Annotated in this window: 28 protein-coding genes; 23 read left to right on the forward strand and 5 right to left on the reverse strand. The window is 63.6% G+C overall.

Translation table 11 applies throughout. The annotated features are described in order from the left end of the window. Positions 1 to 79: 79 nt before the first annotated feature. Entirely contained in the window at positions 80 to 595 is a 516-nt protein-coding gene (locus ACFSQR_RS16840) for an ester cyclase (protein WP_377731151.1), read from the reverse strand. A 298-nt stretch (positions 596 to 893) separates the two neighbouring features. On the opposite strand from ACFSQR_RS16840, the gene iscR reads away from it, so the two are divergent. The 11 genes from iscR to ACFSQR_RS16895 all read left to right on the forward strand — a co-directional run bounded on the left by iscR (position 894) and on the right by ACFSQR_RS16895 (position 9,043). Continuing rightward, positions 894 to 1,367 (forward strand): Fe-S cluster assembly transcriptional regulator IscR, encoded by a 474-nt coding sequence (gene iscR, locus ACFSQR_RS16845; protein ID WP_377731153.1) that lies wholly within the window; start codon positions 894 to 896, stop codon positions 1,365 to 1,367. Positions 1,368 to 1,382: 15 nt separating this feature from the next. Next, the gene (locus ACFSQR_RS16850; protein WP_377731155.1) at positions 1,383 to 2,636 is read left to right on the forward strand and encodes an IscS subfamily cysteine desulfurase; all 1,254 of its coding nucleotides are present in this window, start codon (positions 1,383 to 1,385) and stop codon (positions 2,634 to 2,636) included. Between the two features lie 24 nt (positions 2,637 to 2,660). Beyond that, positions 2,661 to 3,050 carry a Fe-S cluster assembly scaffold IscU gene (gene iscU / locus ACFSQR_RS16855; RefSeq protein WP_377731156.1) on the forward strand — a complete coding sequence of 130 codons (390 nt, stop codon included), beginning with the start codon at positions 2,661 to 2,663 and terminating at the stop codon, positions 3,048 to 3,050. Between the two features lie 19 nt (positions 3,051 to 3,069). After that, positions 3,070 to 3,393 carry an iron-sulfur cluster assembly protein IscA gene (gene iscA / locus ACFSQR_RS16860; protein ID WP_377731158.1) on the forward strand — a complete coding sequence of 108 codons (324 nt, stop codon included), beginning with the start codon at positions 3,070 to 3,072 and terminating at the stop codon, positions 3,391 to 3,393. Further along, positions 3,393 to 3,908, forward strand: a complete 516-nt coding sequence (gene hscB, locus ACFSQR_RS16865; protein ID WP_377731159.1) for a Fe-S protein assembly co-chaperone HscB — start codon at positions 3,393 to 3,395, stop codon at positions 3,906 to 3,908. Before iscA ends, hscB begins: the two co-directional genes overlap by 1 nt. 87 nt (positions 3,909 to 3,995) lie before the next feature. After that, a complete protein-coding gene (gene hscA, locus ACFSQR_RS16870) occupies positions 3,996 to 5,873 on the forward strand; it encodes a Fe-S protein assembly chaperone HscA (protein ID WP_377731160.1) in 1,878 nt (625 codons plus the stop codon). 19 nt (positions 5,874 to 5,892) lie between these two features. Further along, on the forward strand, positions 5,893 to 6,231 hold the full coding sequence (gene fdx, locus ACFSQR_RS16875; RefSeq protein WP_377731161.1) for an ISC system 2Fe-2S type ferredoxin: 339 nt from the start codon (positions 5,893 to 5,895) through the stop codon (positions 6,229 to 6,231). Between the two features lie 10 nt (positions 6,232 to 6,241). Further along, complete coding sequence (iscX, locus tag ACFSQR_RS16880; RefSeq protein WP_377731162.1) at positions 6,242 to 6,436, forward strand: Fe-S cluster assembly protein IscX; 195 nt, start codon at positions 6,242 to 6,244, stop codon at positions 6,434 to 6,436. Further along, on the forward strand, positions 6,423 to 7,298 hold the full coding sequence (locus tag ACFSQR_RS16885) for a class I SAM-dependent methyltransferase (protein ID WP_377731163.1): 876 nt from the start codon (positions 6,423 to 6,425) through the stop codon (positions 7,296 to 7,298). The genes iscX and ACFSQR_RS16885 overlap by 14 nt, the downstream gene beginning before the upstream one ends. A gap of 57 nt (positions 7,299 to 7,355) precedes the next feature. Then, positions 7,356 to 8,387, forward strand: a complete 1,032-nt coding sequence (ltaE, locus tag ACFSQR_RS16890) for a low-specificity L-threonine aldolase (RefSeq protein WP_377731164.1) — start codon at positions 7,356 to 7,358, stop codon at positions 8,385 to 8,387. After that, a complete protein-coding gene (locus ACFSQR_RS16895) occupies positions 8,384 to 9,043 on the forward strand; it encodes an RNA pseudouridine synthase (RefSeq protein WP_377731165.1) in 660 nt (219 codons plus the stop codon). The genes ltaE and ACFSQR_RS16895 overlap by 4 nt, the downstream gene beginning before the upstream one ends. A 234-nt stretch (positions 9,044 to 9,277) precedes the next feature. On the opposite strand, the gene ACFSQR_RS16900 is transcribed toward ACFSQR_RS16895, so the two are convergent. Together ACFSQR_RS16900 and ACFSQR_RS16905 are read right to left on the reverse strand one after the other, a co-directional pair. After that, on the reverse strand, positions 9,278 to 9,802 hold the full coding sequence (locus tag ACFSQR_RS16900) for an RDD family protein (RefSeq protein WP_377731167.1): 525 nt from the start codon (positions 9,800 to 9,802) through the stop codon (positions 9,278 to 9,280). A gap of 97 nt (positions 9,803 to 9,899) precedes the next feature. After that, on the reverse strand, positions 9,900 to 10,463 hold the full coding sequence (locus ACFSQR_RS16905; RefSeq protein ID WP_377731169.1) for an RNA polymerase sigma factor: 564 nt from the start codon (positions 10,461 to 10,463) through the stop codon (positions 9,900 to 9,902). 528 nt (positions 10,464 to 10,991) lie between these two features. Between ACFSQR_RS16905 and ACFSQR_RS16910 the strand changes: the two genes are divergently transcribed. The 3 genes from ACFSQR_RS16910 to ilvC are packed head-to-tail and all read left to right on the forward strand — an operon-like array spanning position 10,992 to position 14,243. After that, on the forward strand, positions 10,992 to 12,719 hold the full coding sequence (locus tag ACFSQR_RS16910; RefSeq protein ID WP_377731170.1) for an acetolactate synthase 3 catalytic subunit: 1,728 nt from the start codon (positions 10,992 to 10,994) through the stop codon (positions 12,717 to 12,719). Further along, entirely contained in the window at positions 12,720 to 13,211 is a 492-nt protein-coding gene (gene ilvN, locus ACFSQR_RS16915; RefSeq protein ID WP_377731171.1) for an acetolactate synthase small subunit, read from the forward strand. It abuts the gene before it with no gap. A gap of 15 nt (positions 13,212 to 13,226) precedes the next feature. Continuing rightward, the gene (ilvC, locus tag ACFSQR_RS16920; RefSeq protein ID WP_377731173.1) at positions 13,227 to 14,243 is read left to right on the forward strand and encodes a ketol-acid reductoisomerase; all 1,017 of its coding nucleotides are present in this window, start codon (positions 13,227 to 13,229) and stop codon (positions 14,241 to 14,243) included. Between the two features lie 39 nt (positions 14,244 to 14,282). On the opposite strand, the gene ACFSQR_RS16925 is transcribed toward ilvC, so the two are convergent. Then, positions 14,283 to 14,729, reverse strand: coding sequence for an SRPBCC family protein (locus ACFSQR_RS16925; RefSeq protein WP_377731174.1), 447 nt, complete (start codon positions 14,727 to 14,729; stop codon positions 14,283 to 14,285). A gap of 165 nt (positions 14,730 to 14,894) precedes the next feature. Here ACFSQR_RS16925 and ACFSQR_RS16930 point away from each other — a divergent pair, with 165 nt between their 5' ends. The 3 genes from ACFSQR_RS16930 (at position 14,895) to ACFSQR_RS16940 (ending at position 17,070) form a co-directional block, all read left to right on the forward strand. Continuing rightward, entirely contained in the window at positions 14,895 to 15,650 is a 756-nt protein-coding gene (locus tag ACFSQR_RS16930) for an SIMPL domain-containing protein (protein ID WP_377731175.1), read from the forward strand. A gap of 94 nt (positions 15,651 to 15,744) precedes the next feature. After that, the gene (gene pssA / locus ACFSQR_RS16935; RefSeq protein WP_377731176.1) at positions 15,745 to 16,617 is read left to right on the forward strand and encodes a CDP-diacylglycerol--serine O-phosphatidyltransferase; all 873 of its coding nucleotides are present in this window, start codon (positions 15,745 to 15,747) and stop codon (positions 16,615 to 16,617) included. 90 nt (positions 16,618 to 16,707) lie between these two features. Continuing rightward, a complete protein-coding gene (locus ACFSQR_RS16940) occupies positions 16,708 to 17,070 on the forward strand; it encodes a glyoxalase superfamily protein (RefSeq protein ID WP_377731404.1) in 363 nt (120 codons plus the stop codon). On the opposite strand, the gene bamE is transcribed toward ACFSQR_RS16940, so the two are convergent. Next, complete coding sequence (gene bamE, locus ACFSQR_RS16945) at positions 17,067 to 17,549, reverse strand: outer membrane protein assembly factor BamE (RefSeq protein ID WP_377731177.1); 483 nt, start codon at positions 17,547 to 17,549, stop codon at positions 17,067 to 17,069. The genes ACFSQR_RS16940 and bamE overlap by 4 nt on opposite strands. A 173-nt stretch (positions 17,550 to 17,722) precedes the next feature. On the opposite strand from bamE, the gene rpsO reads away from it, so the two are divergent. From rpsO to ACFSQR_RS16975, 6 genes are all read left to right on the forward strand, one after another. Continuing rightward, positions 17,723 to 17,992 (forward strand): 30S ribosomal protein S15, encoded by a 270-nt coding sequence (rpsO, locus tag ACFSQR_RS16950; RefSeq protein WP_377731178.1) that lies wholly within the window; start codon positions 17,723 to 17,725, stop codon positions 17,990 to 17,992. A 169-nt stretch (positions 17,993 to 18,161) separates the two neighbouring features. Next, a complete protein-coding gene (gene pnp / locus ACFSQR_RS16955) occupies positions 18,162 to 20,282 on the forward strand; it encodes a polyribonucleotide nucleotidyltransferase (RefSeq protein ID WP_377731179.1) in 2,121 nt (706 codons plus the stop codon). 116 nt (positions 20,283 to 20,398) lie between these two features. Then, positions 20,399 to 20,698, forward strand: coding sequence for a hypothetical protein (locus ACFSQR_RS16960; RefSeq protein WP_377731180.1), 300 nt, complete (start codon positions 20,399 to 20,401; stop codon positions 20,696 to 20,698). A 146-nt stretch (positions 20,699 to 20,844) separates the two neighbouring features. Then, positions 20,845 to 21,033: a hypothetical protein gene (locus tag ACFSQR_RS16965; RefSeq protein ID WP_377731181.1), complete on the forward strand. Its 189-nt coding sequence runs from the start codon at positions 20,845 to 20,847 to the stop codon at positions 21,031 to 21,033. 86 nt (positions 21,034 to 21,119) lie between these two features. Next, positions 21,120 to 21,893, forward strand: a complete 774-nt coding sequence (locus ACFSQR_RS16970; protein ID WP_377731183.1) for a GIN domain-containing protein — start codon at positions 21,120 to 21,122, stop codon at positions 21,891 to 21,893. 28 nt (positions 21,894 to 21,921) lie between these two features. Continuing rightward, positions 21,922 to 22,536, forward strand: coding sequence for a tetratricopeptide repeat protein (locus tag ACFSQR_RS16975; RefSeq protein WP_377731185.1), 615 nt, complete (start codon positions 21,922 to 21,924; stop codon positions 22,534 to 22,536). Positions 22,537 to 22,763: the final 227 nt, after the last annotated feature.

The raw sequence follows: 22,763 nt of genomic DNA on the forward strand, positions 1-22,763 counted from the left end.
GCGGCGCGTTAGGCGAAGGCGATAGGCCAGCGCATGTTACACCGGGCTCGGCCGTGCGTCCCGTTTTTCGGCATCCGGCTTAGCGGCTGGCCGTTTCCCTGGCCGGTCCGGCCGCCTTCGGCAACAAGCCCAGCTGCTTCATGATGCTGAGCGTGTCGCCGGTCGCCCATTCCTCGGCGATCTTGCCGTCCACGAAGCGGAAGGTGGCCTGGCCGCTCGCCTTGACGAACTTGCCGGTGGCCGGCAGCCCGTTGCCGGTGCCCGTGTTGGTGCCCGTCGCGGTCCAGCGTATGGCGACCAGGTCATCCTCGGCAAGGATCACATCGATGTTCATCTTGAGGTCGGGGAAGGCCTTGCGCCAGCCCTTGGCCTCGGCCAGGCTGGCTTCGCGCGTGAAGGTGCCGTTGCCGGCGTGGCCGATGAAGTCACTGGTGTAGGGCACGTTAAAGATGCCCTGGTTCAGCCCTTCGTCATAGACGCGGCGGGCGAGCGACTTGTTCAGGTCCTGTTGCGGACCGGCGACTGCAGCGCCGGTAGCGAGGAAGCCGAGGGCAAGCGCGGCGATGCGAAATGCGGGCAGGATGTGTTGATACATGGTGGTGGTCTCCGTTGTCAGGGTGCGGCGTGCACCGGTGACGGCATCTTGCGGCCGTGAAGCGGCCATGCCTGCGGATTTGTGACGAGCGGAGAGGGAATGGTGACGACCGGCGGACTATCCGGGATGGCTGGCCGGCATGCCGGCGGAAGGCCTGGGGCCGTGCAGGAAAAGCAGGGATCTGCTATACTTGACTAAATCAATCAACTATTCAGGAAATTGACAAGTGTCATTCGGAAGATGAATGACAGATTGAACAGTTGAAACGAAGCGTGCAATTTTACCATCCGGGGATGAGATGCGCCTGACTACCAAGGGCCGATTTGCAGTGACCGCCATGATTGACCTCGCCATGCGCCAGGGCAAAGGCCCGGTTACGCTGGCCGGGATCAGCGAGCGCCAGTCGATTTCGCTGTCCTACCTCGAACAGCTGTTCGGCAAGCTCCGCCGCCACGAGATCGTCGAATCGATCCGCGGGCCCGGCGGCGGCTACAGCCTGGCGCGCCGCGCCGACAAGGTAACGGTGGCCGACATCATCATCGCCGTGGACGAGCCGCTCGACGCCACCCTGTGCGGCAGCAAGGACCATTGCCAGGGATCGAGCGCCGAGAACGGCGGCCGCTGCATGACCCACGACCTGTGGGCCACGCTGAACGAAAAGATGGTGGACTACCTGGACTCGGTCTCGCTGCAGGACCTGGTCGACCAGCAGAAGCAGAAAGAACAAAACGTCGTGGTGCTGCACAACCGCAGCCACGCCGTCATCGGATAACGCAAAGGACTACGGATGAACGCCCCTGACAAACAAGCCGAGAAAAGCTTCGCCGAAGCGCCGCATTTCCCGATCTACATGGACTACTCGGCGACCACGCCGGTCGACCCGCGCGTGGCCGACAAGATGATCCCGTACCTGCGCGAACAGTTCGGCAATCCGGCATCGCGCAGCCACATGTACGGCTGGTCCGCGGAAGCGGCGGTGGAAGAGGCGCGCATGCACGTCGCGGCGCTCGTCAACGCCGACTCGCGAGAGATCATCTGGACCTCCGGCGCGACCGAATCGAACAACCTCGCGCTCAAGGGCGCGGCGCACTTCTACAAGACCAAGGGCAAGCACATCGTCACCGTCAAGACCGAGCACAAGTCGGTGCTGGACACGGTGCGCGAGCTGGAACGCATCGGCTTCGAAGCGACCTACCTGGAGCCGCAGGACAATGGCCTGGTAACGGTCGAGCAGGTGGAAGCGGCGATCCGTCCGGACACCATCCTGGTCTCCGTCATGCTGGTCAATAACGAGATCGGCGTGATCCAGCCGATCCCGGAAATCGGCGAGATGTGCCGCCGCAAGGGCGTGATCTTCCACTGCGACGCCGCCCAGGCGACCGGCAAGGTCGAGATCAACCTCGAACAATGGAAGGTCGACCTGATGACCTTCACCGCGCACAAGACCTACGGCCCGAAAGGCGTCGGCGCCCTGTACGTGCGCCGCAAGCCGCGCGTGCGCCTGGAAGCGCAGATGCACGGCGGCGGCCACGAGCGCGGCCTGCGTTCGGGCACGCTGCCGACCCACCAGATCGTCGGCATGGGCGAGGCATTCCGCCTGGCCAAGCTGGAGATGAACGAAGAAATCGCGCGCGTGAAAGCGCTGCGCGACCGCCTGGCCAAGGGCCTGCAGGAGATCGAAGAGGTCTACATCAACGGCGACATGGAACACCGCGTGCCGCACAACCTCAACGTCAGTTTCAACTACGTCGAGGGCGAATCGCTGATCATGGCGATCAAGGACCTGGCGGTATCGTCCGGCTCGGCCTGCACCTCGGCCAGCCTGGAGCCGTCTTACGTGCTGCGCGCCCTGGGCCGCAGCGACGAACTGGCGCACAGCTCGATCCGTTTCACCATCGGCCGTTTCTCGACCGAAGAAGACATTGACTTCGCAGTCAACCTGCTCAAGTCGAAGGTCGGCAAACTGCGCGAACTGTCGCCGCTGTGGGACATGTTCAAGGAAGGGATCGACCTGAACTCGATCCAATGGGCAGCCCACTAAATACAGATTTCAAGGAGCATTACCATGGCATATTCCGAAAAAGTGTTGGACCACTACGAAAATCCACGCAATGTCGGCGCATTCGACAAGGGTGACGAGTCGGTCGGCACCGGCATGGTGGGCGCGCCTGCCTGCGGCGACGTGATGAAGCTGCAGATTAAGGTGGGCGCCGACGGCACCATCGAGGACGCCAAGTTCAAGACCTACGGCTGCGGCTCGGCGATCGCCTCGTCGTCGCTGGTGACCGAATGGGTCAAGGGCAAGACGCTGGACCAGGCGCTGGCCATCAAGAACACCCAGATCGCCGAAGAGCTGGCACTGCCGCCAGTGAAGATCCACTGCTCGATCCTGGCCGAAGACGCGATCAAGGCCGCCGTCGCGGACTACAAGACCAAGCACGCGACCGCCGAGTAAGTTTCACGTTGGAGTAGCAATGGCAATCACACTGACCGAAAAAGCTGCGAAGCACATCAAGCGCTACATCGAACGCCGCGGCAAGGGCATCGGCCTGCGTTTCGGCGTGCGGACCACGGGCTGCTCCGGCCTGGCGTACAAGCTCGAATACGTGGACGAGGCAGCGCCCGAGGACCACGTGTTCGAGTCCCACGGCGTGCAGGTGTTCGTGGATCCGAAAAGCCTGTCGTACATCGACGGCACGGAACTCGACTTCGCGCGTGAAGGCCTGAACGAAGGCTTCCAGTTCAACAACCCGAACGTGAAAGACGCGTGCGGTTGCGGCGAGAGCTTCCGGATCTGATGCAGAACCACTTCGAACTCTTCAACCTGCCACAGCGCTTCGCGGTCGACGCGGATGCGCTGGACGCCGCCTACCGCGACGTGCAGGGGCGCGTGCACCCGGACCGCTTCGTCAATGCGACCGACGCCGAGAAGCGCGTCGCGATGCAGTGGGCTACGCGCGCCAACGAAGCCTACCAGACGCTGAAGAACCCGCAGAAGCGCGCCGCCTACCTGTGCGAACTGAACGGCGTCCCGCTGGACATGGAATCGAACACCGCGATGCCGGTCGAATTCCTGATGCAGCAGATGGAATGGCGCGAAGCGCTGGACGAAGCGCGCGCCGACCGCGACGCAGGCGCGCTCGAAGCGCTCGACCACAAGGTCACGATGGACCGCAAGGCGCGCATGATGGCTGTCGGCCAGCACCTGGACGCGGAAGAGTACACGCTGGCGGCGCAGGGCGTGCGCGCGCTGAGCTTCATCGACAAATTCGCCGAAGAAGTCCGCTCCGCACTGGACGCCCTCGATTCATAGGCGCGTCGTCCCGGCGAAAGCCGGGACCCATGCTGAGCCCCCGATGCCTCACCGCACGCACCGCCGCCCACTCAATTAGAAGAAGAAATGGCACTCCTCCAAATCTCCGAACCCGGCATGTCCACCGCCCCCCACCAGCACCGCCTGGCAGTGGGCATCGACCTCGGCACCACCAACTCGCTGGTTGCCACCGTCCGCCACAGCATTCCCGAAGTCCTGACGGACGAGGATGGCCGCGCGCTGCTGCCGTCCGTGGTGCGCTACCTCGCCAACGGCCACGCCAACATCGGCCACAAGGCGCAGGCGCACCAGACCACCGACCCCAAGAACACCGTGGTATCGGTCAAGCGCTTCATGGGCCGCGGCCTGCGCGACATCGCCTACGCGGAAAACCTGCCGTATGACTTCGTCGATGCGCCCGGCATGGTCCAGGTGCGCACCGTCGCCGGCGTCAAGAGCCCGGTCGAGATCTCCGCGCAGATCCTCGCCACGCTGCGCCAGCGCGCCGAAGACGCGCTTGGCGACGAACTGGTGGGCGCGGTCATTACCGTTCCCGCGTATTTCGACGACGCCCAGCGCCAGGCCACCAAGGATGCCGCGCAGCTGGCCGGCATCAACGTCCTGCGCCTGCTGAGCGAACCGACCGCCGCGGCGATCGCGTATGGCCTCGACCACGGCTCGGAAGGCGTGTACGCCGTCTATGACCTGGGCGGCGGCACCTTCGATATCTCCATCCTCAAGCTGTCCAAAGGCGTATTCGAAGTGATGGCGACCGGCGGCGACTCCGCGCTGGGCGGCGACGACTTCGACCACCGCCTGTTCTGCTGGATCAGCGAGCAGGCGCGCCTGGCGCCGCTGTCCGAGCAGGACACCGCCACCCTGATGGTCAAGGCACGCCAGGCCAAGGAACTGCTGTCCACCAACGGCGAGACCACGGTGGATGCGATCCTCAATTCCGGCGAAATCGTGCACGTGCGTGTCACCGCCGAAGACTTTGCCGGGATCACCACGCACCTGGTGGCCAAGACCATGACCGCCGTGAAGAAAGCGCTGCGCGACGCCAACTTGTCCGTCGACGACGTCGATGGCGTGGTGCTGGTGGGCGGTGCCACGCGCATGCCGGTCATCCGCCGCGCCGTCGCGGACTTCTTCAAGACCACGCCGCACGCCAATATCGACCCGGACAAGGTGGTCGCGCTGGGCGCCGCCATCCAGGCCAACCTCCTGGCCGGCAACCGTGCGGCCGGTGACGACTGGCTGCTGCTGGACGTGACCCCGCTGTCGCTGGGCGTCGAAACGATGGGCGGCCTGGTCGAGAAGATCATCCCGCGCAATTCCACGATTCCCTGCGCCCGCGCGCAGGAGTTCACCACCTTCAAGGATGGCCAGACCGCGCTTGCCGTGCATGTGCTGCAGGGCGAACGCGAACTGGTGTCCGACTGCCGCTCGCTGGCCCGCTTCGAACTGCGCGGCATCCCGCCGATGGCAGCGGGCGCCGCGCGCATCCGCATCACCTACCAGGTGGACGCCGACGGCCTGCTGTCCGTCACCGCGCGCGAAACGCGCTCCGGCGTCGAGGCATCGGTCAGCGTCAAGCCGTCCTACGGCCTGGGCGACGACGAAGTCGCGCGCATGCTGCAGGACTCCTACGCCAGCGCCCAGGGCGACGCGCTGCAGCGCGCCTTGCGCGAAGAACTGGTGGAAGCGGACCGCATCCTGCTCGCCACCCAATCGGCGCTCGACACCGACGGCGCACTGCTCGATGGCGCCGAGCGCGCCGTCATCGAAGGCACCATGGCCAACGTGCGCGCCGCCATCGACGCCGCGCGCGACAAGCCCGAACTGCGCGAAGAACTGAAGGCCGCCATCGAAACGCTGGCCGCCGCCACCGAAGAATTCGCATCGCGCCGCATGGACCAGAGCGTGCGCAGCGCACTCGCCGGCAAATCGCTGGACGAGATCTAACAAGACATAGGACCAACAAGTGCCACAAATCGTCATCCTCCCGCATGAAAAACTGTGCCCGGAAGGCGCCGTATTCGAAGCGCCAGCCGGCCAGTCCATCTGCGATGCGCTGCTGGCCAACGACATCCACATCGAGCACGCATGCGAGAAATCGTGCGCCTGCACCACTTGCCACGTGCTGGTGCGCGAGGGGATCGAATCGCTGAACGAAGCGACCGAGACCGAAGAAGACATGCTCGACAAGGCATGGGGCCTGGAAGCGGTATCGCGCCTGTCCTGCCAGTCGATCATCGACAGCGAAGACCTGGTCGTCGAGATCCCCAAGTACACGATCAACCACGCCAGCGAAAACCACTGAGGGGAACGCCATGAAGTGGAGTGACATCAACCAGATTGCGGAAGCGCTGTACGACAAATACCCGGACGTCGACCCGGCGGCCGTACGCTTCGTCGACCTGCACAACTGGATCGTCGGCCTCGATGGCTTCGACGACGACCACAAGCGCGGCGGCGAAAAAGTACTCGAAGCAGTCCAGGCGGCGTGGATCGATGAAGCGCGCTGAGTCACCGATCGTCCTGCCGCCGGAAGTGCGGCCCGGCCAGTCCGTCGCGCTGCTGCAGGAGCTGCACATCCTCACGCGTGACGGAAAGCTCAACCAGGACAGCCGCCGCAAGCTCAAGCAGGTCTACCACCTGTACCAGTTCATCGAACCGCTGCTCAAGGAAGTCCTGGCCGACCACCCGGGCGTCACGCTGGTCGACCACGGGGCAGGGAAGTCCTACCTCGGCTTCATCCTGTACGACCTGTTCTTCAAGAACCTGCAGGACGGCTCGCACATCTACGGCATCGAGACGCGCGAAGAACTGGTGCAGAAGTCCACCGAGCTTGCGCAGCGCCTCGGCTTTGCCAACATGTCCTTCCTGCCGCTGTCGGTGGCCGAATCCACGCGCTCCGACAAGCTGCCGCCGACCATCGACGTGGTTACCGCGCTCCATGCCTGCAACACCGCCACCGACGACGCCATCGACTTCGCGCTGAAGAAGAAGGCCAGGTACATGGTACTGGTGCCGTGCTGCCAGGCCGAAGTTGCCTCCGTCCTGCGCAAGAACAAGGGCAAGGACCTCGGCAAGAGCGCCCTGACCGAAATGTGGCGCCACCCGATCCACACGCGCGAATTCGGCAGCCAGGTCACGAACGTGCTGCGCTGCCTGCAGCTGGAGGCGCACGGCTACCAGGTCAACGTGACCGAACTGGTAGGATGGGAGCACTCCATGAAAAACGAACTGATCATCGCGACGTACAAGAACCTGCCGCGCCGGCGCCCGAGCGAGCGCCTGCAGGAAGTCCTGTCCACGCTGGGCCTCGAAGAAATGGGCAACCGCTTCTACACCGCCAACGTCGGATCGCAGCCTACCGCCGAATAACGTCGTCCCCGCGCACGCGGGGACCCATACTGAGCCACCGCACCGCAAGAGCCTTCCATGACCACGACCCCGAATCAGCCCTGGATCGACCTCCGCAGCGACACCGTCACCCATCCATCGCGCGAAATGCGCGACGCCATGCATGCCGCCGAAGTGGGCGACGACGTCTACAACGACGACCCCACCGTCCTGCGCCTGCAGGAACTGGCCGCCGACATGTTCGGCTACGAGGCTGCGCTGTTCGCGCCGTCCGGCACGCAAACCAACCTGATCGCCCTGATGACCCACTGCGGCCGCGGCGACGAATACCTGGTCGGCCAGGAAGCGCACACCTACAAATACGAAGGCGGCGGCGCCGCGGTGCTCGGCTCCATCCAGCCGCAGCCCATCGCCAACCAGCTGGACGGCTCCATCGCACTGGCCGACATCGAAGGCTACATCAAGCAGGACGACATTCACTTCGCGCGCACCCGCCTGCTCGCGCTGGAGAACACCATTGGCGGCCGCGTCCTGCCGGCCGACTACGTCGCGGAAGCCACCGCACTCGCGCATCAGCGCGGCCTGGCCACCCACCTTGACGGCGCCCGCGTCTGCAACGCCGCCGTCAAGCAGGGCATCAGCCTGCGCGCTGTGACCGAAGGCTTCGACAGCGTCTCCGTGTGCCTGTCGAAAGGCCTGGGCGCGCCGGTCGGCTCCGTCCTGTGCGGCAGCAAACCGTTCATCGAAGCGTCCAAGCGCTGGCGCAAGATGCTGGGCGGCGGCATGCGCCAGGCCGGCGTCATCGCCGCGGCGGGCATCTACGCCCTCCAGCACAACATCGACCGCCTGGCCGACGACCACGCCAATGCCGACATGCTCGCGCGCGGCCTGGCCGAACTGCCGGGCGTGAAGCTGCACGCCATGCCGCAAACGAACATCCTCTGGCTCGACATCCCGGCCGACTCCGTGGCCCGCCTGCGCGACGCACTGGAAGCGGCGCACATCCGCGCCACCGTCGGCGCGCGCATGCGCCTCGTCACCCACCTCGATGTCGATGCCGGCGGTGTCGCGCGCACGCTGGACGTCTTCCGCACCGTGTTCGCGCAATGAGCGACGACTCGATCCGCCTGAACAAGCGCGTCGCCGACGTCCTGGGCTGCTCGCGCACCGAGGCCGAGCGCTACATTGCCGGCGGCTGGGTCACCGTTGACGGCAGCGTCATCGAAGAACCGGGCGCCCGTGTCACCGAAGCGCAAGCGATCGCCTTGCTGCCGGGCGCCATCGCCGCCGAGATCCCGCCCGTCACCATCATCCTCAACAAGCATGCCGGCGACGAGCCCAGCCCGCGCCTGCTGGCGCCCGAGCTGCAGCTTGGGAATGTGCGCTTCCTGCGCGCCCACGTCACCAACCTGAAGCTGGTCGCGCCTTTGGACGCCTCCGCGAATGGCCTCGTCGTCTTCACCCAGGACTACCGCGTCGAGCGCAAACTGAGCGAACCGATCGAGCACGAACTGATTGTCGAAGTCAGCGGCAAGATCAAAGAGGGCGGCCTCGAGCAGCTCAACCAGGGCATGAAAGTCAGCTGGCAAAACGAAACGCGCCTGCGCTTCGCCACCAAGATCTTCAAGCCCGGCCTGATCGAACGCCTGTGCCGCGACGCCGGCCTGACCGTCCGCTCCATCAAGCGCATCCGCCTTGGGCGCCTCCCCCTGTCCTCGCTGCCTGCTGGCCAGTGGCGCTACCTCACCGACTTCGAACGCTTCTAACCGGGGTCAGACCCCGGTATCACATTCCGCGACTTTTGACGGTAGCGCTCCACGCTACCGTCCCGCACCCCTCGTTCCGCCACCATAGACAAAACTGCTACCGGGGTCAGGCCTCGGTAGCGGTATCTGCGACTTTTTACGGTTAAGTCGCGGCTTACGCTACCGGTGCCTGACCCCGGTATTGGGATGTGAGACTTTGAAGGGGAGCGGTTTGCCGGGGCAAAACCGACGGTATTATTTTTTGGCGGGCTTGGGGAGTTCGATGAGGCGGGTGCCGGCCAGGCGGTCGTGCAGGAACTGGCGGTCCTTGTCGAGGAAGGCGGTCAGGGACCAAAGAATTATGTTTGCTAGCAGGAGAAGGAAGGCAGTTTTGCTTCCAGCATGTGTTTCCCGCAATTGCAATACCCAGCTGATGAGCAAGGCTGGAGCGACGAACCCCCAGGCAAAAATGAAGCGCTTAATCGCATCGCGTCGTGGTACTTTTGCATAGCCGACCTTGACAAGCTTAATGCGCCAAGTCTTCATCGCAAGCGTGTGTCCACTGTCCGTCCAGAAGTGCACAAAGTAGGCGCCGGCGACGAAAACAATAAAGAGGTAACGCAGAGTGTCGACTATCGGCGAGTGATTGTTGAGCGTGACAACTAGATAGATGAAAATTGCCAACATTTCGACTGCCAGCAGGAGCAGCGAGTCGTAGAGCATCGAGACGAGGCGGCGCTTGACGGATGGGGTGCGGATGACCAGCTTGTTATTTTCCATGTGGTGCGGAGAACGCCGGAGGCCGGCTTGGTAAAGTGACGGTGCGTGCCCGTTATTGTACTGGCTGGAGCGCTTCCTCAGAAGATGCCCGGGGCCATCACTCGAATCCGCGCGCCCTCATCGCCTGCGCCAGCGCCTGCGTCGCGCGCCAGCAGTGCCGCTTGACGCTGCCCTCCGAGCAGCCCATCGCCTGCGCGGTTTCGGCCACGTCGAAGTCCTCCCAATACCTCAGCAGGAACGCCTGTCGCTGCCGCGCCGGCAGTTTCTGAAGCTCTTCGTCGATCGCCTGGAGCAGTTGCGTGCGCTCGACCGGGTCCGGCGGCCCCGCATGCGCACCGTCGCCGCGCACTTCCAGGCTGTCGAGTATGTCGAATCCGTCGTCCCAGCCACGGTCTCCGTTCAATCCGGAGAACACGGTCAGCCACGCATTGCGCACCTTCTCGCGCCGGAAGAAGTCGAGGATGGTGTTCTGCAGGATGCGCTGGAATAGCATCGGCAGTTCCGCCGCCGGCCGCTCGGCATAGCGCTCGGCCAGCTTGATCATCGCGTCCTGGACGATGTCCGGCGCGGCCTCGTCCCGCCGCACCGCATAGGCGGCTTGCCTCAAAGCGCACCGCTGTGCGCCCTGAAGGAAGTCCGACAGTTCTTTGTCCAGTGCCATGGGTGGCTCGAGCAGGAGAGGAACGGCGATCCTAGCAAAGCGCCGATCTCGGCGCTCCGGCAAAGGCCGGCCGATGCGCATGTGTTGACCTGCCCGAAGCATGCGTTTTCGCCGGATCAAGCATCGCGCACGCTCACGGAAGTGTCGCAATTTCCGCCCCGCCAAGGCCCGGTTGTCAACTTCGTCTTGACCATTATGCTGCAACGCAGTAATGTGGACTACGCTTTGCGACAACAGAGCCCCAGGTCCCTTGCAGCCCGCCCACAACGCCGGCCGCGAGGGACAGCTTCATATGTAGCCAGTTGCTCTAACCCGCGCCACAAGTGCGAGGAGCGCGAACCGGCGCTACAAAAACTCACGCCAAACGAGTGTGCGGGTGGTCGCCGTCTCGTAACGCATCCACGGGTGCGCGAAGAGCCGGTGTGTGCCGCATGAAGAAGGGAAGCCTGAGAATTGTTGCGCTGCATCGCGCTTCGCAGGAGAGAGCATCCGTTTCATCATCCAATGGGTTTTGAAAGGAAATGTCTTATGACTCCCGAAGCAGCAGTTCCCATCACCGGGGCTGAGATCTTGGTCCGTTGCCTGGCCGAGGAGGGCGTCGAACACGTGTTCGGCTATCCCGGCGGCGCGGTCCTGTACATCTACGACGCCATCTTCAGCCAGGACAAGTTCCGGCACATCCTGGTCCGCCACGAACAGGGCGCGGTGCACGCCGCCGATGCCTATTCGCGCAGTTCGAACAAGGTGGGCGTCGCCATCGTCACCTCCGGGCCCGGCGTGACCAATGCGGTCACCGGCCTGTCGACCGCCTACATGGATTCGATTCCGATGGTCGTGATCTCGGGCCAGGTGCCCAGCCACGCGATCGGCCAGGATGCGTTCCAGGAATGCGATACCGTCGGCATCACCCGTCCGGTGGTCAAGCACAACTTCCTGGTGAAGGATGTGCGCGACCTGGCCGAGACGATCAAGAAGGCTTTCTTCATTGCGCGCACCGGCCGCCCCGGCCCGGTCCTGGTCGATATCCCCAAGGACATCACGGTGCACAAGGCGCCGTTCTCCTACCCGCGCGAGATCGAAATGCGCTCCTACCGCCCCGTGGACAAGGGCCACGCGGGCCAGATCCGCAAGGCGATGCAGCTGCTGCTGAACGCCGAACGCCCGATGGTGTACGCGGGCGGCGGCGTGATCCTGGCCGATGCATCGCGCGAGCTGAACCAGCTGGTCGATCGCCTCGGCCTGCCCGTCACCACCACGCTGATGGGACTGGGCGCGTACAAGTCCTCGCGCGATAACTACCTCGGCATGCCCGGCATGCACGGCACCTACGAAGCCAACATGGCGATGCAGAACTGCGACGTGCTGATCGCCATCGGTGCGCGCTTCGACGACCGCGTGATCGGGAATCCGAAGCACTTCGCGTCGAACCCGCGCAAGATCGTCCACATCGATATCGACCCCTCGTCGATTTCCAAGCGCGTGCGCGTGGACATCCCGATCGTGGGCAACGTCAAGGATGTGCTGGTCGAGCTGCTGGCGCAGCTGGACGCGGCCGAGGCCCGTCCTAACGCAGCCTCGCTGCCCGCCTGGTGGAAGCAGATCGGCGAGTGGCGCGGCAAGAACTGCCTGGGCTACGCCCGTTCGGACGAAGTGATCAAGCCGCAATCCGTGATCGAGAAGGTGTGGGACATCACCGGCGGGGATGCCTTCATCACGTCGGACGTGGGCCAGCACCAGATGTGGGCGGCCCAGTACTACCGCTTCGACAAGCCGCGCCGCTGGATCAATTCGGGCGGCCTGGGCACGATGGGCGTGGGCCTGCCGTATGCGATGGGCGTCCAGATGGCCAATCCCGATGCGACCGTGGCCTGCATCACCGGCGAAGGCTCGATCCAGATGTGCATCCAGGAGCTGGCCACCTGCAAGCAGTACCGCCTGACCCCGAAGATCATCCTGCTCAATAACGGCTACCTCGGCATGGTGCGCCAGTGGCAGCAGATCGACTACGGCTCGCGCTATTCGGAGTCGTACATGGATTCGCTACCGGACTTCGTCAAGCTGGCGGAAGCGTACGGCCACGTCGGCATGAACGTGGTCCGTCCGCTCGACCTCGACGCCTCGCTGCGCGAAGCGTTCTCCATGAAGGACAAGCTGGTGTTCGTGAACATCATGACCGACCCGTCCGAGAACGTCTGGCCGATGGTCAAATCCGGCATGGGCCTGTCCGAAATGCTGCTCGGATCGGAGGACCTGTAAATGAGACATATCATTTCCGTCCTGCTCGAGAACGAGGCGGGCGCGCTGTCGCGCGTGGTCGGCCTGTTCTCCGCGCGCGGCTACAACATCGAGACGCTGACCGTGGCGCCGACCGAGGACGCGACGCTCTCGCGCATGACCATCGTCACCAGCGGCTCGGACGACATCATCGAGCAGATCACCAAGCACCTCAACCGCCTGATCGAAGTGGTCAAGGTGGTGGACCTGACCGAAGGCGCGCACATCGAGCGTGAACTCATGCTCATCAAGGTGCGCGCGGTCGGCAAGGAGCGCGAAGAGATGAAGCGCACCGCCGATATCTTCCGCGGCCGCATCATCGACGTCACCGAAAAGACCTACACCATTGAACTGACCGGCGCGAAGAGCAAGCTCGATGCATTCATCGACGCGATCGACCGCACCGCCATCCTCGAAACCGTGCGCACCGGCGGCTCCGGCATCGGCCGCGGCGAACGCATTCTCAAAATCTGATCAAGGAAAACAACAATGAACGTTTACTACGACAAGGACACCGACCTCTCCATCATCAAGGGCATGAAGGTCGCCATCATCGGCTACGGATCGCAAGGCCACGCGCATGCGCTCAACCTGTCCGAATCGGGCGTCGATGTCACCGTGGGCCTGCGCCGCGGCGGCGCATCGTGGCACAAGGCCGAGCAGGCCGGCCTCAAAGTATCGGAAGTCGACGAGGCGGTGAAGGGCGCGGACGTGGTCATGATCCTGCTCCCGGACGAGAACATCGCCCAGGTCTACACGGAGAACGTGGCGCCGCATGCGAAAGAGGGCGCGGTGCTGGCGTTCGCGCACGGCTTCAATGTCCACTACGGGCAGGTGGTGCCGCGCAAGGACCTGGACGTCATCATGATCGCGCCGAAAGCGCCGGGCCACACTGTCCGCAACACCTACAGGCAGGGCGGCGGCGTGCCGCACCTGGTCGCCGTCTACCAGGACAAGTCGGGCAGGGCGCGCGAGATCGCCATGTCGTACGCGTCGGCGAACGGCGGCGGCAAGGCCGGCATCATCGAAACCAGCTTCCGCGAGGAGACCGAGACCGACCTGTTCGGCGAGCAGGCCGTCCTGTGCGGCGGCACCGTGGAGCTGATCAAGACCGGCTTCGAAACGCTGGTGGAGGCGGGCTACGCGCCGGAGATGGCGTACTTCGAGTGCCTGCACGAGCTCAAGCTGATCGTCGACCTGATCTACGAAGGCGGCATCGCCAACATGAATTACTCGATCTCCAACAACGCGGAGTACGGCGAGTACGTCACCGGCCCCAAGATCGTCACCAGCGCGACCAAGGACGCGATGCGCCAGTGCCTCAAGGACATCCAGACCGGCGAATACGCCAAGAGCTTCATCCTCGAGAACAAGGCCGGCGCGCCGACCCTGATCTCGCGCCGCCGCCTCACCTCCGAGCACCAGATCGAGCAGGTGGGCGAGAAGCTGCGCGCCATGATGCCGTGGATCGCCAAGAACAAGCTTGTCGACACCACGAAGAATTGAGGAGGGAAGGGGACTGTCCCCACTGGGGCAGTCCCCGGACTATTCGCGAATCTCGGCCTCGACCAGTTGCCCCAGCAGCACCAGCGACTCCTGCCACCCGAGATAGCAAGCCTCCGCCGGAATCTGCTCCGGTATCCCTTCCTGCACGATGTTGACCTCCACCCCGCAGAACACGGCGCGCAGCGTGACGGTCGTCTGCATCACCCCCGGCAGCCCCGGATCATTGAACTGCGCGCTGTACCGCAAACGCTCACCCGGCACCAGCTCCAGGTAGTCGCCCCCAAACGAATGACTCTGCCCATTCGTAAAATTGGTGAACGACATCCGGTAGCTGCCGCCCACCTTTGGATCGAGGTGATGCACCTTCCCGGTAAAGCCATGCGGCGGCAGCCACTTGGCCAGCGCATCGGCATCCAGGAAGGCACGGTAGACGCGCTCCGGCTTGGCCTTGAGCACGCGATGTAGTCGGACAGTATTCGTAGACATGGTGTTTTCCGTGAAAAGTAGAGGACAGCCCTCAGTCACAACGACGATCGGCGCGGTAAAAGATCGACAGCCTGCTGCGAAAAATGCAAGCAATTATTACCATGCGACATTTCCTGCCCGTTTGATTGTATCTTTGCTAAAAACCCACCCACCGGAGAAAACGACATGTCGCCTCACAAACTGCTCGCCCTCGCTGCCCTTGTCGTGGCGACCCAGGCCAGCGCCCAGCAGATCCCCACCACCGGCACCCTGGTAATCGTACCCGCCAACGGCGAAGTCACGGCGCCCAACGATATGGCCACCGCCACGTTCATGGTGGAAGAGCAGCACAAGGACAAGTCCGTCGCCGCCTCGCGCGTCAACGCCAAGATGCGCGAGGGCACCGCGATCATCAAGTCCGCCGACCCGCGCGCGGAACTCAAGACCTACGGCTACTACACCTTCCCGGTCTATCCGGAAGACCGCCCGCCACAGCCGATGAATGCAGTGCCAAAGCAGCCGGCGCCAGTCGCCTGGCGTGTCGGCCAGTACCTGCAGGTCAAAACCACCAATCTCGCAACGCTGGAGAAAACGGTAGCGGCCGCGCAGCGGGTCGTCGCCCTCAACGGCCTGAACTTCCACCTGTCGCCGCAGGCCCAGAAGAAGCTCGACGCCGAACGCATTGCCGCCACCTACAAGAACCTGAACGAGCGCGTGGCTGCCATCGCCGCTGCCATGGGGCGTAACGTCAACGACGCGGTGCTGGACACCGTCGACTTCGAAGGATCGGGCAACTATGCCGGCGACGCTGCCGCCGCTGCGCCGCAAATGATGATGATGGAACGCGCGCAGGCCAAGTCCGCGCAGGTCGAAGAGCCCACCTTCGAGCCCGGCGACACCACCCTCAACATGCGCCTCGTCGGCAAAGTCCGCTTCAAGTAACGCAAGGAGGGTACGGTCCCCAACCCATCCGATTCGCGTTGATGCGTTGGCCCCACTATAATGAGTCCAAAACATCAACAAGAACGGATGAGCTATGCCAGCATTCCCCCGACGTAAACCCAAGCACGGCAACGGACATGCCGCCAAGGCGCCGCGCAAGTCGCGCTTCGCCCGCTTCCGCCGCCAGCCGGTGGAAGGCGGCCCGCGCAAGCGCAGCCGCGGCGTGTACCTGCTGCCCAACATGTTCACCACCGGAGCGCTGTTCTGCGGCTTCTACGCGATCGTGATGTCGATGAACCTGCGTTTCGAAGAAGCCTGCTATGCGCTGTTCGTCGCGATGGTGCTGGACGGGCTGGATGGCCGCGTCGCGCGCCTCACCAATACGCAATCGGAATTCGGCGCGCAGTACGACAGCCTGTCCGACATGGTCTCGTTCGGCGCAGCGCCCGCGCTGGTGATCTACGAATGGTCGCTGCGCGGCCTTGGCAAGATCGGCTGGATCGCCGCCTTCATCTACTGCGCCGGCGCCGCCGTGCGACTGGCCCGCTTCAACACCAATATCGAAGTGGTCGACAAGCGCTTCTTCCAGGGGCTGCCAAGTCCGGCCGCCGCCGCGCTGGTGATCGGCTTCGTCCTCATGATGTACGACCTCCAGGTCAACGGCATGCAGTACCCGTGGATTTCGTTCGCGGTGGCGCTGTTCGCCGGCATCACGATGGTGACGAACGTCCCGTACTACAGCTTCAAGGACGTCAACTTCAAGAAGTCGGTGCCGTTCATCTTCGTGTTCCTGATTGCGCTGGCGTTCGCGCTGGTGTCGATCGACCCACCGAAAGTGCTGTGGCCGATCTTCGTCGTGTACGGCCTGTCCGGCTACGCCATCTATTTCTGGCGCCTGGCCAAGGGCAAGCCGGTCTCGATCATCCAGACCACCGAAGATCCCGTCGACGAAAGCGAACGCCGCTAACCGTCATCCCCGCACCACGCTGAACGAGTGCAGCGAACTGCGTATGCGTCCCCGCCTTTGCGGGGACGGCCGCAAAAGGAGCCGAGATTGATCGACCTGTCCCCACCCATCCCGATCCTGCGCATCTTTTCTGAAGAGGCGGCGCGTTCGTTCTACCTCGATTTCCTCGGCTTCAAGATCGATTGGGAGCACCGCTTCGAGCCGGGCATGCCGATCTACGCGCAGATCAGCCGCGGCCGGATGGTCCTCCACCTCAGCGAACATTTTGGTGATGCCACCCCGGGCAGCACCGTCTTCGTCCCGATGACCGGCATTGACGCTTACCAGGCCGAGCTGCTCGCCAGGCACTACAAATATTCCCGCCCGCACATTGACCAAATGGACTGGGGCCGCCAGATGCAGATTGCCGACCCCTTCGGCAACCGCCTCCGCTTTTGCGAGCAGTCCGCCTAGAAGCGTTTTTTCTCTTCGTACATGGGGTCGGGGCCGCTCTGCATCAGCTGCACCACGCCGTTCTGGTCGAAGTGCACATGCATCATCGAGTTCCACACGTCGTTTTCCTTGTACCGGTACGACCAGACCTCGTAATTGTGCATGTGGACCCGCGAGGTCTCCGACGGCTGCCCGACGCTGGCCAGCACGTCCGCCTTGGTAGCCACGCCAGGCTTGAGCGTCGCGAAGCGCTGCCCCGTGCGCACCTGCTCGAACGAGACCAGCTTCCCTTCCGCATTGAAGCGCGCCATGTGCGCATACTGCGCATACGGCCCGCTGTATTCATACTGCGTGCCGGACGGGAGGTTGTGGATCGCACTGGGCACGCCCATCTTCGACTGCACCGTTTCCATCGAGTCGCCCGGCGCGGGCGGCGGCCCGCCCAGCCCCGCGCAGGCCGACAGCAGCGCCGCGAGCGCCAGCGCTGGCAGTTTTGTCATGTTTGCCATAATCGCCACTCCTTTGAGCTTCACCGCCACATGATGCATCACCCGCACTAGCGATGGCGGCCGTTTTGCACTATAATCCCCGGTCTGGCCCAAGCCAGCTTTATCAACGTAGTTCACGGTACGCAAGGTTCCGACTCTGTGTACCGCATGTGAAAGGTAAGATCATGACCGTAGAAAACATCAACAAAGCCGCGATCATCGCGGACAACGCACGTGGCCAGAACGACACCGGCTCCCCGGAAGTCCAGGTCGCACTGCTGACCGCACGCATCAACGAACTGAACGGCCACTTCAAGGCACACACCAAGGACCACCACTCGCGCCGCGGCCTGATCAAGATGGTCAACCGTCGTAAGAGCCTGCTGTCGTACCTGAAGGACAAGGACCTGAACCGTTATCGCGACCTGATCGCTAAACTCGGCCTGCGTAAGTAATTGCCGGAACCGGTTTAAAGAAGATGCCTGCGTCAGTTCGCTGCCGCGGGCATTTTTCGTTTTAAGGCGTCCTGAAAGGATGCTGGTTGTAAAGGCGCCCAGTGGGGCGCCTGTGGTGAGGTGAACGACAGCCCCTGAAAATCTGTCGGCAAATAGAAAGGGATTACCCATGTTTAATAAAGTTACGAAAACCTTCCAGTACGGCAACCACACGGTGACCCTGGAAACGGGCGAGATCGCCCGCCAGGCCTCCGGCGCCGTCATGGTGTCGATGGACGACACCGTGGTGCTGGCGACCGTGGTCGCACGCAAGGACGCCAAGCCGGGCCAGGACTTCTTCCCGCTGACCGTCGACTACGTCGAGAAGACCTACGCGGCCGGCAAGATCCCTGGCGGCTTCTTCAAGCGCGAAGGCCGTCCTTCGGAGAAGGAAACGCTGACCTCGCGCCTGATCGACCGTCCGCTGCGTCCGCTGTTCCCGGAAGGCTTCCTGAACGAAGTCCAGGTCATCATCCACGTGCTGTCGGTGAACCCTGAGATCGATCCGGACATCCCTTCGATGATCGGCGCTTCCGCCGCCATCGCCATTTCCGGCGTTCCGTTCAACGGCCCGATCGGCGCAGCGCGCGTCGGCTACGCGAACGGCCAATACCTGCTGAACCCGACCACCACCGAACTGAAGTCGTCCGAGATGGACCTCGTGGTCGCCGGTACCGAAGCGGCCGTGCTGATGGTCGAATCCGAAGCCAAGCAGCTGTCCGAAGAAATCATGCTGGGCGCGGTCGTCTACGGCCACACCCAGATGCGCGCCGTGATCGACGCGATCCATGAGCTGGTCGCCGAAGGCGGCAAGCCTGAGTGGGACTGGCAGCCGGCGCCGAAGAACGAGGCGCTGATCTCCGCCGTCGCACGCCTGGGCGAAGCGAAAATCCGCGAAGCGTACCAGACCAAGGACAAGCAGGCCCGTACCACCAAGGTGCGCGACGCCTACAGCGAAGTGCTGGCAGCCCTGTCCGACGAAGCCCTGCAGGGCCAGTCGGTGGCGTTCGACGCCGCCGAAGTCAACAACGTGCTGTTCGACCTGGAAGCCAAGATCGTGCGTTCCCAGATCCTGGAAGGCGAGCCACGTATCGACGGCCGCGACACCCGCACCGTGCGTCCGATCTCGATCCGCACCAGCGTGCTGCCGCGTACCCACGGCTCCGCGCTGTTCACCCGCGGCGAAACCCAGGCGCTGGTCGTGGCTACGCTGGGCACCGCCCGCGACAGCCAGAAGATCGACGCGCTGATGGGCGAGTACACCGACGACTTCATGCTCCACTACAACATGCCTCCGTTCGCAACCGGTGAAACCGGCCGCGTCGGCTCGCCGAAGCGCCGCGAAATCGGCCACGGCCGCCTGGCCAAGCGCGCGCTGGTCGCCGCGCTGCCAACGCCGGAAGAGTTCAGCTACTCCGTGCGCCTGGTGTCCGAGATCACCGAATCGAACGGTTCCTCGTCGATGGCGTCCGTCTGCGGCGGCTGCCTGGCGCTGATGGATGCCGGCGTGCCGATGAAGGCGCACGTCGCCGGCATCGCGATGGGCCTGATCAAGGAAGGCGGCCGTTTCGCCGTCCTGTCCGACATCCTGGGTGACGAAGACCACCTCGGCGACATGGACTTCAAGGTGGCCGGCACCGCGCAGGGCATCACCGCGCTGCAGATGGACATCAAGATCCAGGGCATCACCAAGGAGATCATGCAGGTTGCACTGGCACAGGCCAAAGAAGGCCGCCAGCACATCCTGGGCGAAATGCAGAAGGCCGTACCGTCGGTGAAGACCGAACTGTCCGACTTCGCACCGCGCCTGATCACCATCAAGATCAACCCTGAGAAGATCCGTGACGTGATCGGCAAGGGCGGCGCCGTCATCCGCGCGCTGACCGAAGAGACCGGCACCCAGATCGACATCACCGACGAAGGCGTGGTCACCATCGCTTCCGTCGACGCTGCTGCCGGCCAGGAAGCCAAGCGCCGCATCGAAGAGCTGACCGCATCGGTCGAAGTGGGCAAGACCTACGACGGCACCGTGCTCAAGCTGCTGGACTTCGGCGCGATCGTCCAGGTCATCCCGGGCAAGGACGGCCTGCTGCACATCTCGCAGATCGCCAACGAGCGTGTCAACGCCGTGGCCGACTACCTGAAGGAAGGCCAGCAAGTGCGCGTGAAGGTCATCGAGACCGACGAGCGCGGCCGCCTCAAGCTGTCGATGAAGGCTGCAGCCGCCGAAGGCGAAGCAGCACCGCAGTAATCCGGGCTAACGCCTGAGCAAAGCCGCCGCGCGCAAGCCCGGCGGCTTTTTTGTCGCCGTCGTCCCCGCAAAGGCGGGACCCATGCTGAGTCTGCCATGGCGGAAATGGTCAATTTATGGCCGATTCCGCCAATTCCTGGCGGGTACAGCACGCCGCAAACTTCGCGCAGATAGAATCATTCATCACCGGGCATGCGCGGGAGAGAAATATGCAAGAAGTGACATTCGTGGTGGAGACGGCCGAGGAGGGCGGTTATAACGCGCGAGCACTCGGCGAATCGATTTTCACTCAAGCCGCCGATATACCCGCACTCCACCGTGCGGTTCGTGATGCATTGCGTTGCCACTATGACGAAGCCAACCGTCCTGGTTTCATCCGGCTCAGGTTCGTACGCGAAGAAGTGATCGCCGCCTGATTTACCGTAGAGGCTGAAACATGCCAGCGCGCGATTTCGCACGCCCATGTCGCCGATTTTGCAGTTCATCGCATATCGATGGAGCCGCACGAGGTGCTTCGCTACAGTGATCACATCGAATAACCGATCACACGCAGGAGGCTCAAATGAACATCGCACGCAATATGGAAGCTGTCTTCCTCGCAGCGACGCTGCTGGCCGTTACCACCACCGGCGCTTCCGCCGCCGCCCAGGCCCGCCTGGATGCGCAGCCAGTCCTCGACGGCAAGGTCCACACCGTGGTCGTCACGGCCAAGCGCCTGGCGCCGGCCGACCTGCTGGTCGCCGCAAAATAAGCTGGAAAGCCCCGCGCGTTGCTGATAAGGTAACGCCGACAAAACCGGGCTCGAACCGGACAATAACAAGACAGAGTGGAGAAGTGATGAATACGTTTTTCAAGATGAGCATGAGCGCACTGGTGCTGGCGACCGCAGCCGGCGCCGCCGTCGCCGGACAGGAACACAAGCACGTCACCGAAACCCGTCCCGTCGATGCGCGCACCGTGCGCGTCAAAGTGGAAGGGCTGGTCAGCCTGAAAGTCCGCCAGGGCGACGTGGCACGCCTGGTCATCACCGGCGATCCGCGCTGGGTCTCGAAAACGGTCGCCGTGCAGAAGGGCGACACCATCAACATCGACACCGAAATGCAGAGCGGGAACGTGGTCTCGCACAAGAGCGTGAGCGCCGAACTGACCCTGCCGCAGCTGCGTGAAGTGGTCTCCGAAAGCCTCGGCGCCACCGACATCCGCGGCTTCAGCGGCACCGACCTGCATCTCGCACTGGACGGCGCAGGCTCGATGAAGGTGGTCTGCAACTACCGCAACGTCAACGCCAAGCTCGGCGGCCTGGGCAGCCTGAACATCGAAGGCGGCGACAGCGACAGCTACGACGTCGACCTGCACGGCGCAGGCTATGTCACCCTGGCCGGCTCTAGCAAGACCCTCAAGGCGTCGCTGGGCGGCCTCGGAGGACTCGACGCGCGCCGCTTCGAATCCCTGAGCGTGGACCTCGACATGTCCGGCCTCGGCAACGCCGTCGTGCACGCACGCCAGAACGCCAACCTGAACCTGTCCGGCATGGGGTCCGTGACGGTGTTCGGCAAGCCGGCGGCACGCAAGGTCAGCGTCGATGGCCTCGGAAACGTCAACTGGAAGTAGTACGGACCACAGCAATACGAGCGAGAGAATGAAAAGAATATTCGTTGCCGTTGCATTGACACTCGGCCTGCAAGCCGGCGCGCAGGCCGGTTTCGCGGAAGGGGCCAAAGCCTACAACGCCAGGAACTATGCGTTGGCGCTGAAAGAGATCGCGCCCCTGGCCAAGGCCGGCCACGCGGACGCCCAGCACTTGCTGGGCTTGATGCATTACATGGGCCGCGGCGTCGCGCGCGACTACAAGCAGGCGCTCGCCTGGCACCGCAAGGCTGCGATGCAGGGCAAGGCCGACGCGATGTACGTGATCGGCGCGATGTACTACACCGGCAACGCCGTCCCGCAGGAATACAAGCAGGCGGTCTACTGGTTCCGGCTCGCGTCCGAGCGCGGCCACCCGGAAGCGCAGCACGCGCTGGGCCTCATGTACCGCTATCACGTCGCCGGCATGCCGCACGACCGCGTGATCGCCTACATGCTGTTCAACCTTGCCGCCGCCAGCGGGAACAAGAACGCCATCGACCAGCGCGCCGCGATCGCGCGTCACATGACGCAGGAACAGATCCAGGAAGGCCAGGCTCTCTCCGCCAGCTGGAAGCCGGGCCGCCCGCTCCCGCAGAAGTCCCGCTCGGGCCTCGTTACGCAATAAGGAAGGCGATGAGCGAGGTCTGCGATCTCGTCGACTACTTCAGTAAGCGGAAACACGAAGTGCGGCTGTGACGGGCGCGTATGCCGGAGGTGGGAGGGTGCTCGGCTGCAAATGCCTCCTCTGTCCGCGTTTATCCTCGTTTTTACTCGCGTGTCACATACTTCCCACTGCTAGCCTCGCCAAACACGCGAGGTTAAACGAGCAAATGCACGGTTAAACGAGGCGTT

This window comes from Pseudoduganella sp. GCM10020061 (assembly GCF_042683405.1).
GTDB lineage: Bacteria > Pseudomonadota > Gammaproteobacteria > Burkholderiales > Burkholderiaceae_D > Telluria.

Bases quoted from the DNA above. Each gene is read 5' to 3' on its own strand.
- ACFSQR_RS16840 (WP_377731151.1), bottom strand. From the start codon at position 595: ATGTATCAACACATCCTGCCCGCATTTCGCATCGCCGCGCTTGCCCTC.
- iscR (WP_377731153.1), top strand. From the start codon at position 894: ATGCGCCTGACTACCAAGGGCCGATTTGCAGTGACCGCCATGATTGAC.
- ACFSQR_RS16850 (WP_377731155.1), top strand. From the start codon at position 1,383: ATGAACGCCCCTGACAAACAAGCCGAGAAAAGCTTCGCCGAAGCGCCG.
- iscU (WP_377731156.1), top strand. From the start codon at position 2,661: ATGGCATATTCCGAAAAAGTGTTGGACCACTACGAAAATCCACGCAAT.
- iscA (WP_377731158.1), top strand. From the start codon at position 3,070: ATGGCAATCACACTGACCGAAAAAGCTGCGAAGCACATCAAGCGCTAC.
- hscB (WP_377731159.1), top strand. From the start codon at position 3,393: ATGCAGAACCACTTCGAACTCTTCAACCTGCCACAGCGCTTCGCGGTC.
- hscA (WP_377731160.1), top strand. From the start codon at position 3,996: ATGGCACTCCTCCAAATCTCCGAACCCGGCATGTCCACCGCCCCCCAC.
- iscX (WP_377731162.1), top strand. From the start codon at position 6,242: ATGAAGTGGAGTGACATCAACCAGATTGCGGAAGCGCTGTACGACAAA.
- ACFSQR_RS16885 (WP_377731163.1), top strand. From the start codon at position 6,423: ATGAAGCGCGCTGAGTCACCGATCGTCCTGCCGCCGGAAGTGCGGCCC.
- ltaE (WP_377731164.1), top strand. From the start codon at position 7,356: ATGACCACGACCCCGAATCAGCCCTGGATCGACCTCCGCAGCGACACC.
- ACFSQR_RS16895 (WP_377731165.1), top strand. From the start codon at position 8,384: ATGAGCGACGACTCGATCCGCCTGAACAAGCGCGTCGCCGACGTCCTG.
- ACFSQR_RS16900 (WP_377731167.1), bottom strand. From the start codon at position 9,802: ATGGAAAATAACAAGCTGGTCATCCGCACCCCATCCGTCAAGCGCCGC.
- ACFSQR_RS16905 (WP_377731169.1), bottom strand. From the start codon at position 10,463: ATGGCACTGGACAAAGAACTGTCGGACTTCCTTCAGGGCGCACAGCGG.
- ACFSQR_RS16910 (WP_377731170.1), top strand. From the start codon at position 10,992: ATGACTCCCGAAGCAGCAGTTCCCATCACCGGGGCTGAGATCTTGGTC.
- ilvN (WP_377731171.1), top strand. From the start codon at position 12,720: ATGAGACATATCATTTCCGTCCTGCTCGAGAACGAGGCGGGCGCGCTG.
- ilvC (WP_377731173.1), top strand. From the start codon at position 13,227: ATGAACGTTTACTACGACAAGGACACCGACCTCTCCATCATCAAGGGC.
- ACFSQR_RS16925 (WP_377731174.1), bottom strand. From the start codon at position 14,729: ATGTCTACGAATACTGTCCGACTACATCGCGTGCTCAAGGCCAAGCCG.
- ACFSQR_RS16930 (WP_377731175.1), top strand. From the start codon at position 14,895: ATGTCGCCTCACAAACTGCTCGCCCTCGCTGCCCTTGTCGTGGCGACC.
- pssA (WP_377731176.1), top strand. From the start codon at position 15,745: ATGCCAGCATTCCCCCGACGTAAACCCAAGCACGGCAACGGACATGCC.
- bamE (WP_377731177.1), bottom strand. From the start codon at position 17,549: ATGACAAAACTGCCAGCGCTGGCGCTCGCGGCGCTGCTGTCGGCCTGC.
- rpsO (WP_377731178.1), top strand. From the start codon at position 17,723: ATGACCGTAGAAAACATCAACAAAGCCGCGATCATCGCGGACAACGCA.
- pnp (WP_377731179.1), top strand. From the start codon at position 18,162: ATGTTTAATAAAGTTACGAAAACCTTCCAGTACGGCAACCACACGGTG.
- ACFSQR_RS16960 (WP_377731180.1), top strand. From the start codon at position 20,399: ATGGCCGATTCCGCCAATTCCTGGCGGGTACAGCACGCCGCAAACTTC.
- ACFSQR_RS16965 (WP_377731181.1), top strand. From the start codon at position 20,845: ATGAACATCGCACGCAATATGGAAGCTGTCTTCCTCGCAGCGACGCTG.
- ACFSQR_RS16970 (WP_377731183.1), top strand. From the start codon at position 21,120: ATGAATACGTTTTTCAAGATGAGCATGAGCGCACTGGTGCTGGCGACC.
- ACFSQR_RS16975 (WP_377731185.1), top strand. From the start codon at position 21,922: ATGAAAAGAATATTCGTTGCCGTTGCATTGACACTCGGCCTGCAAGCC.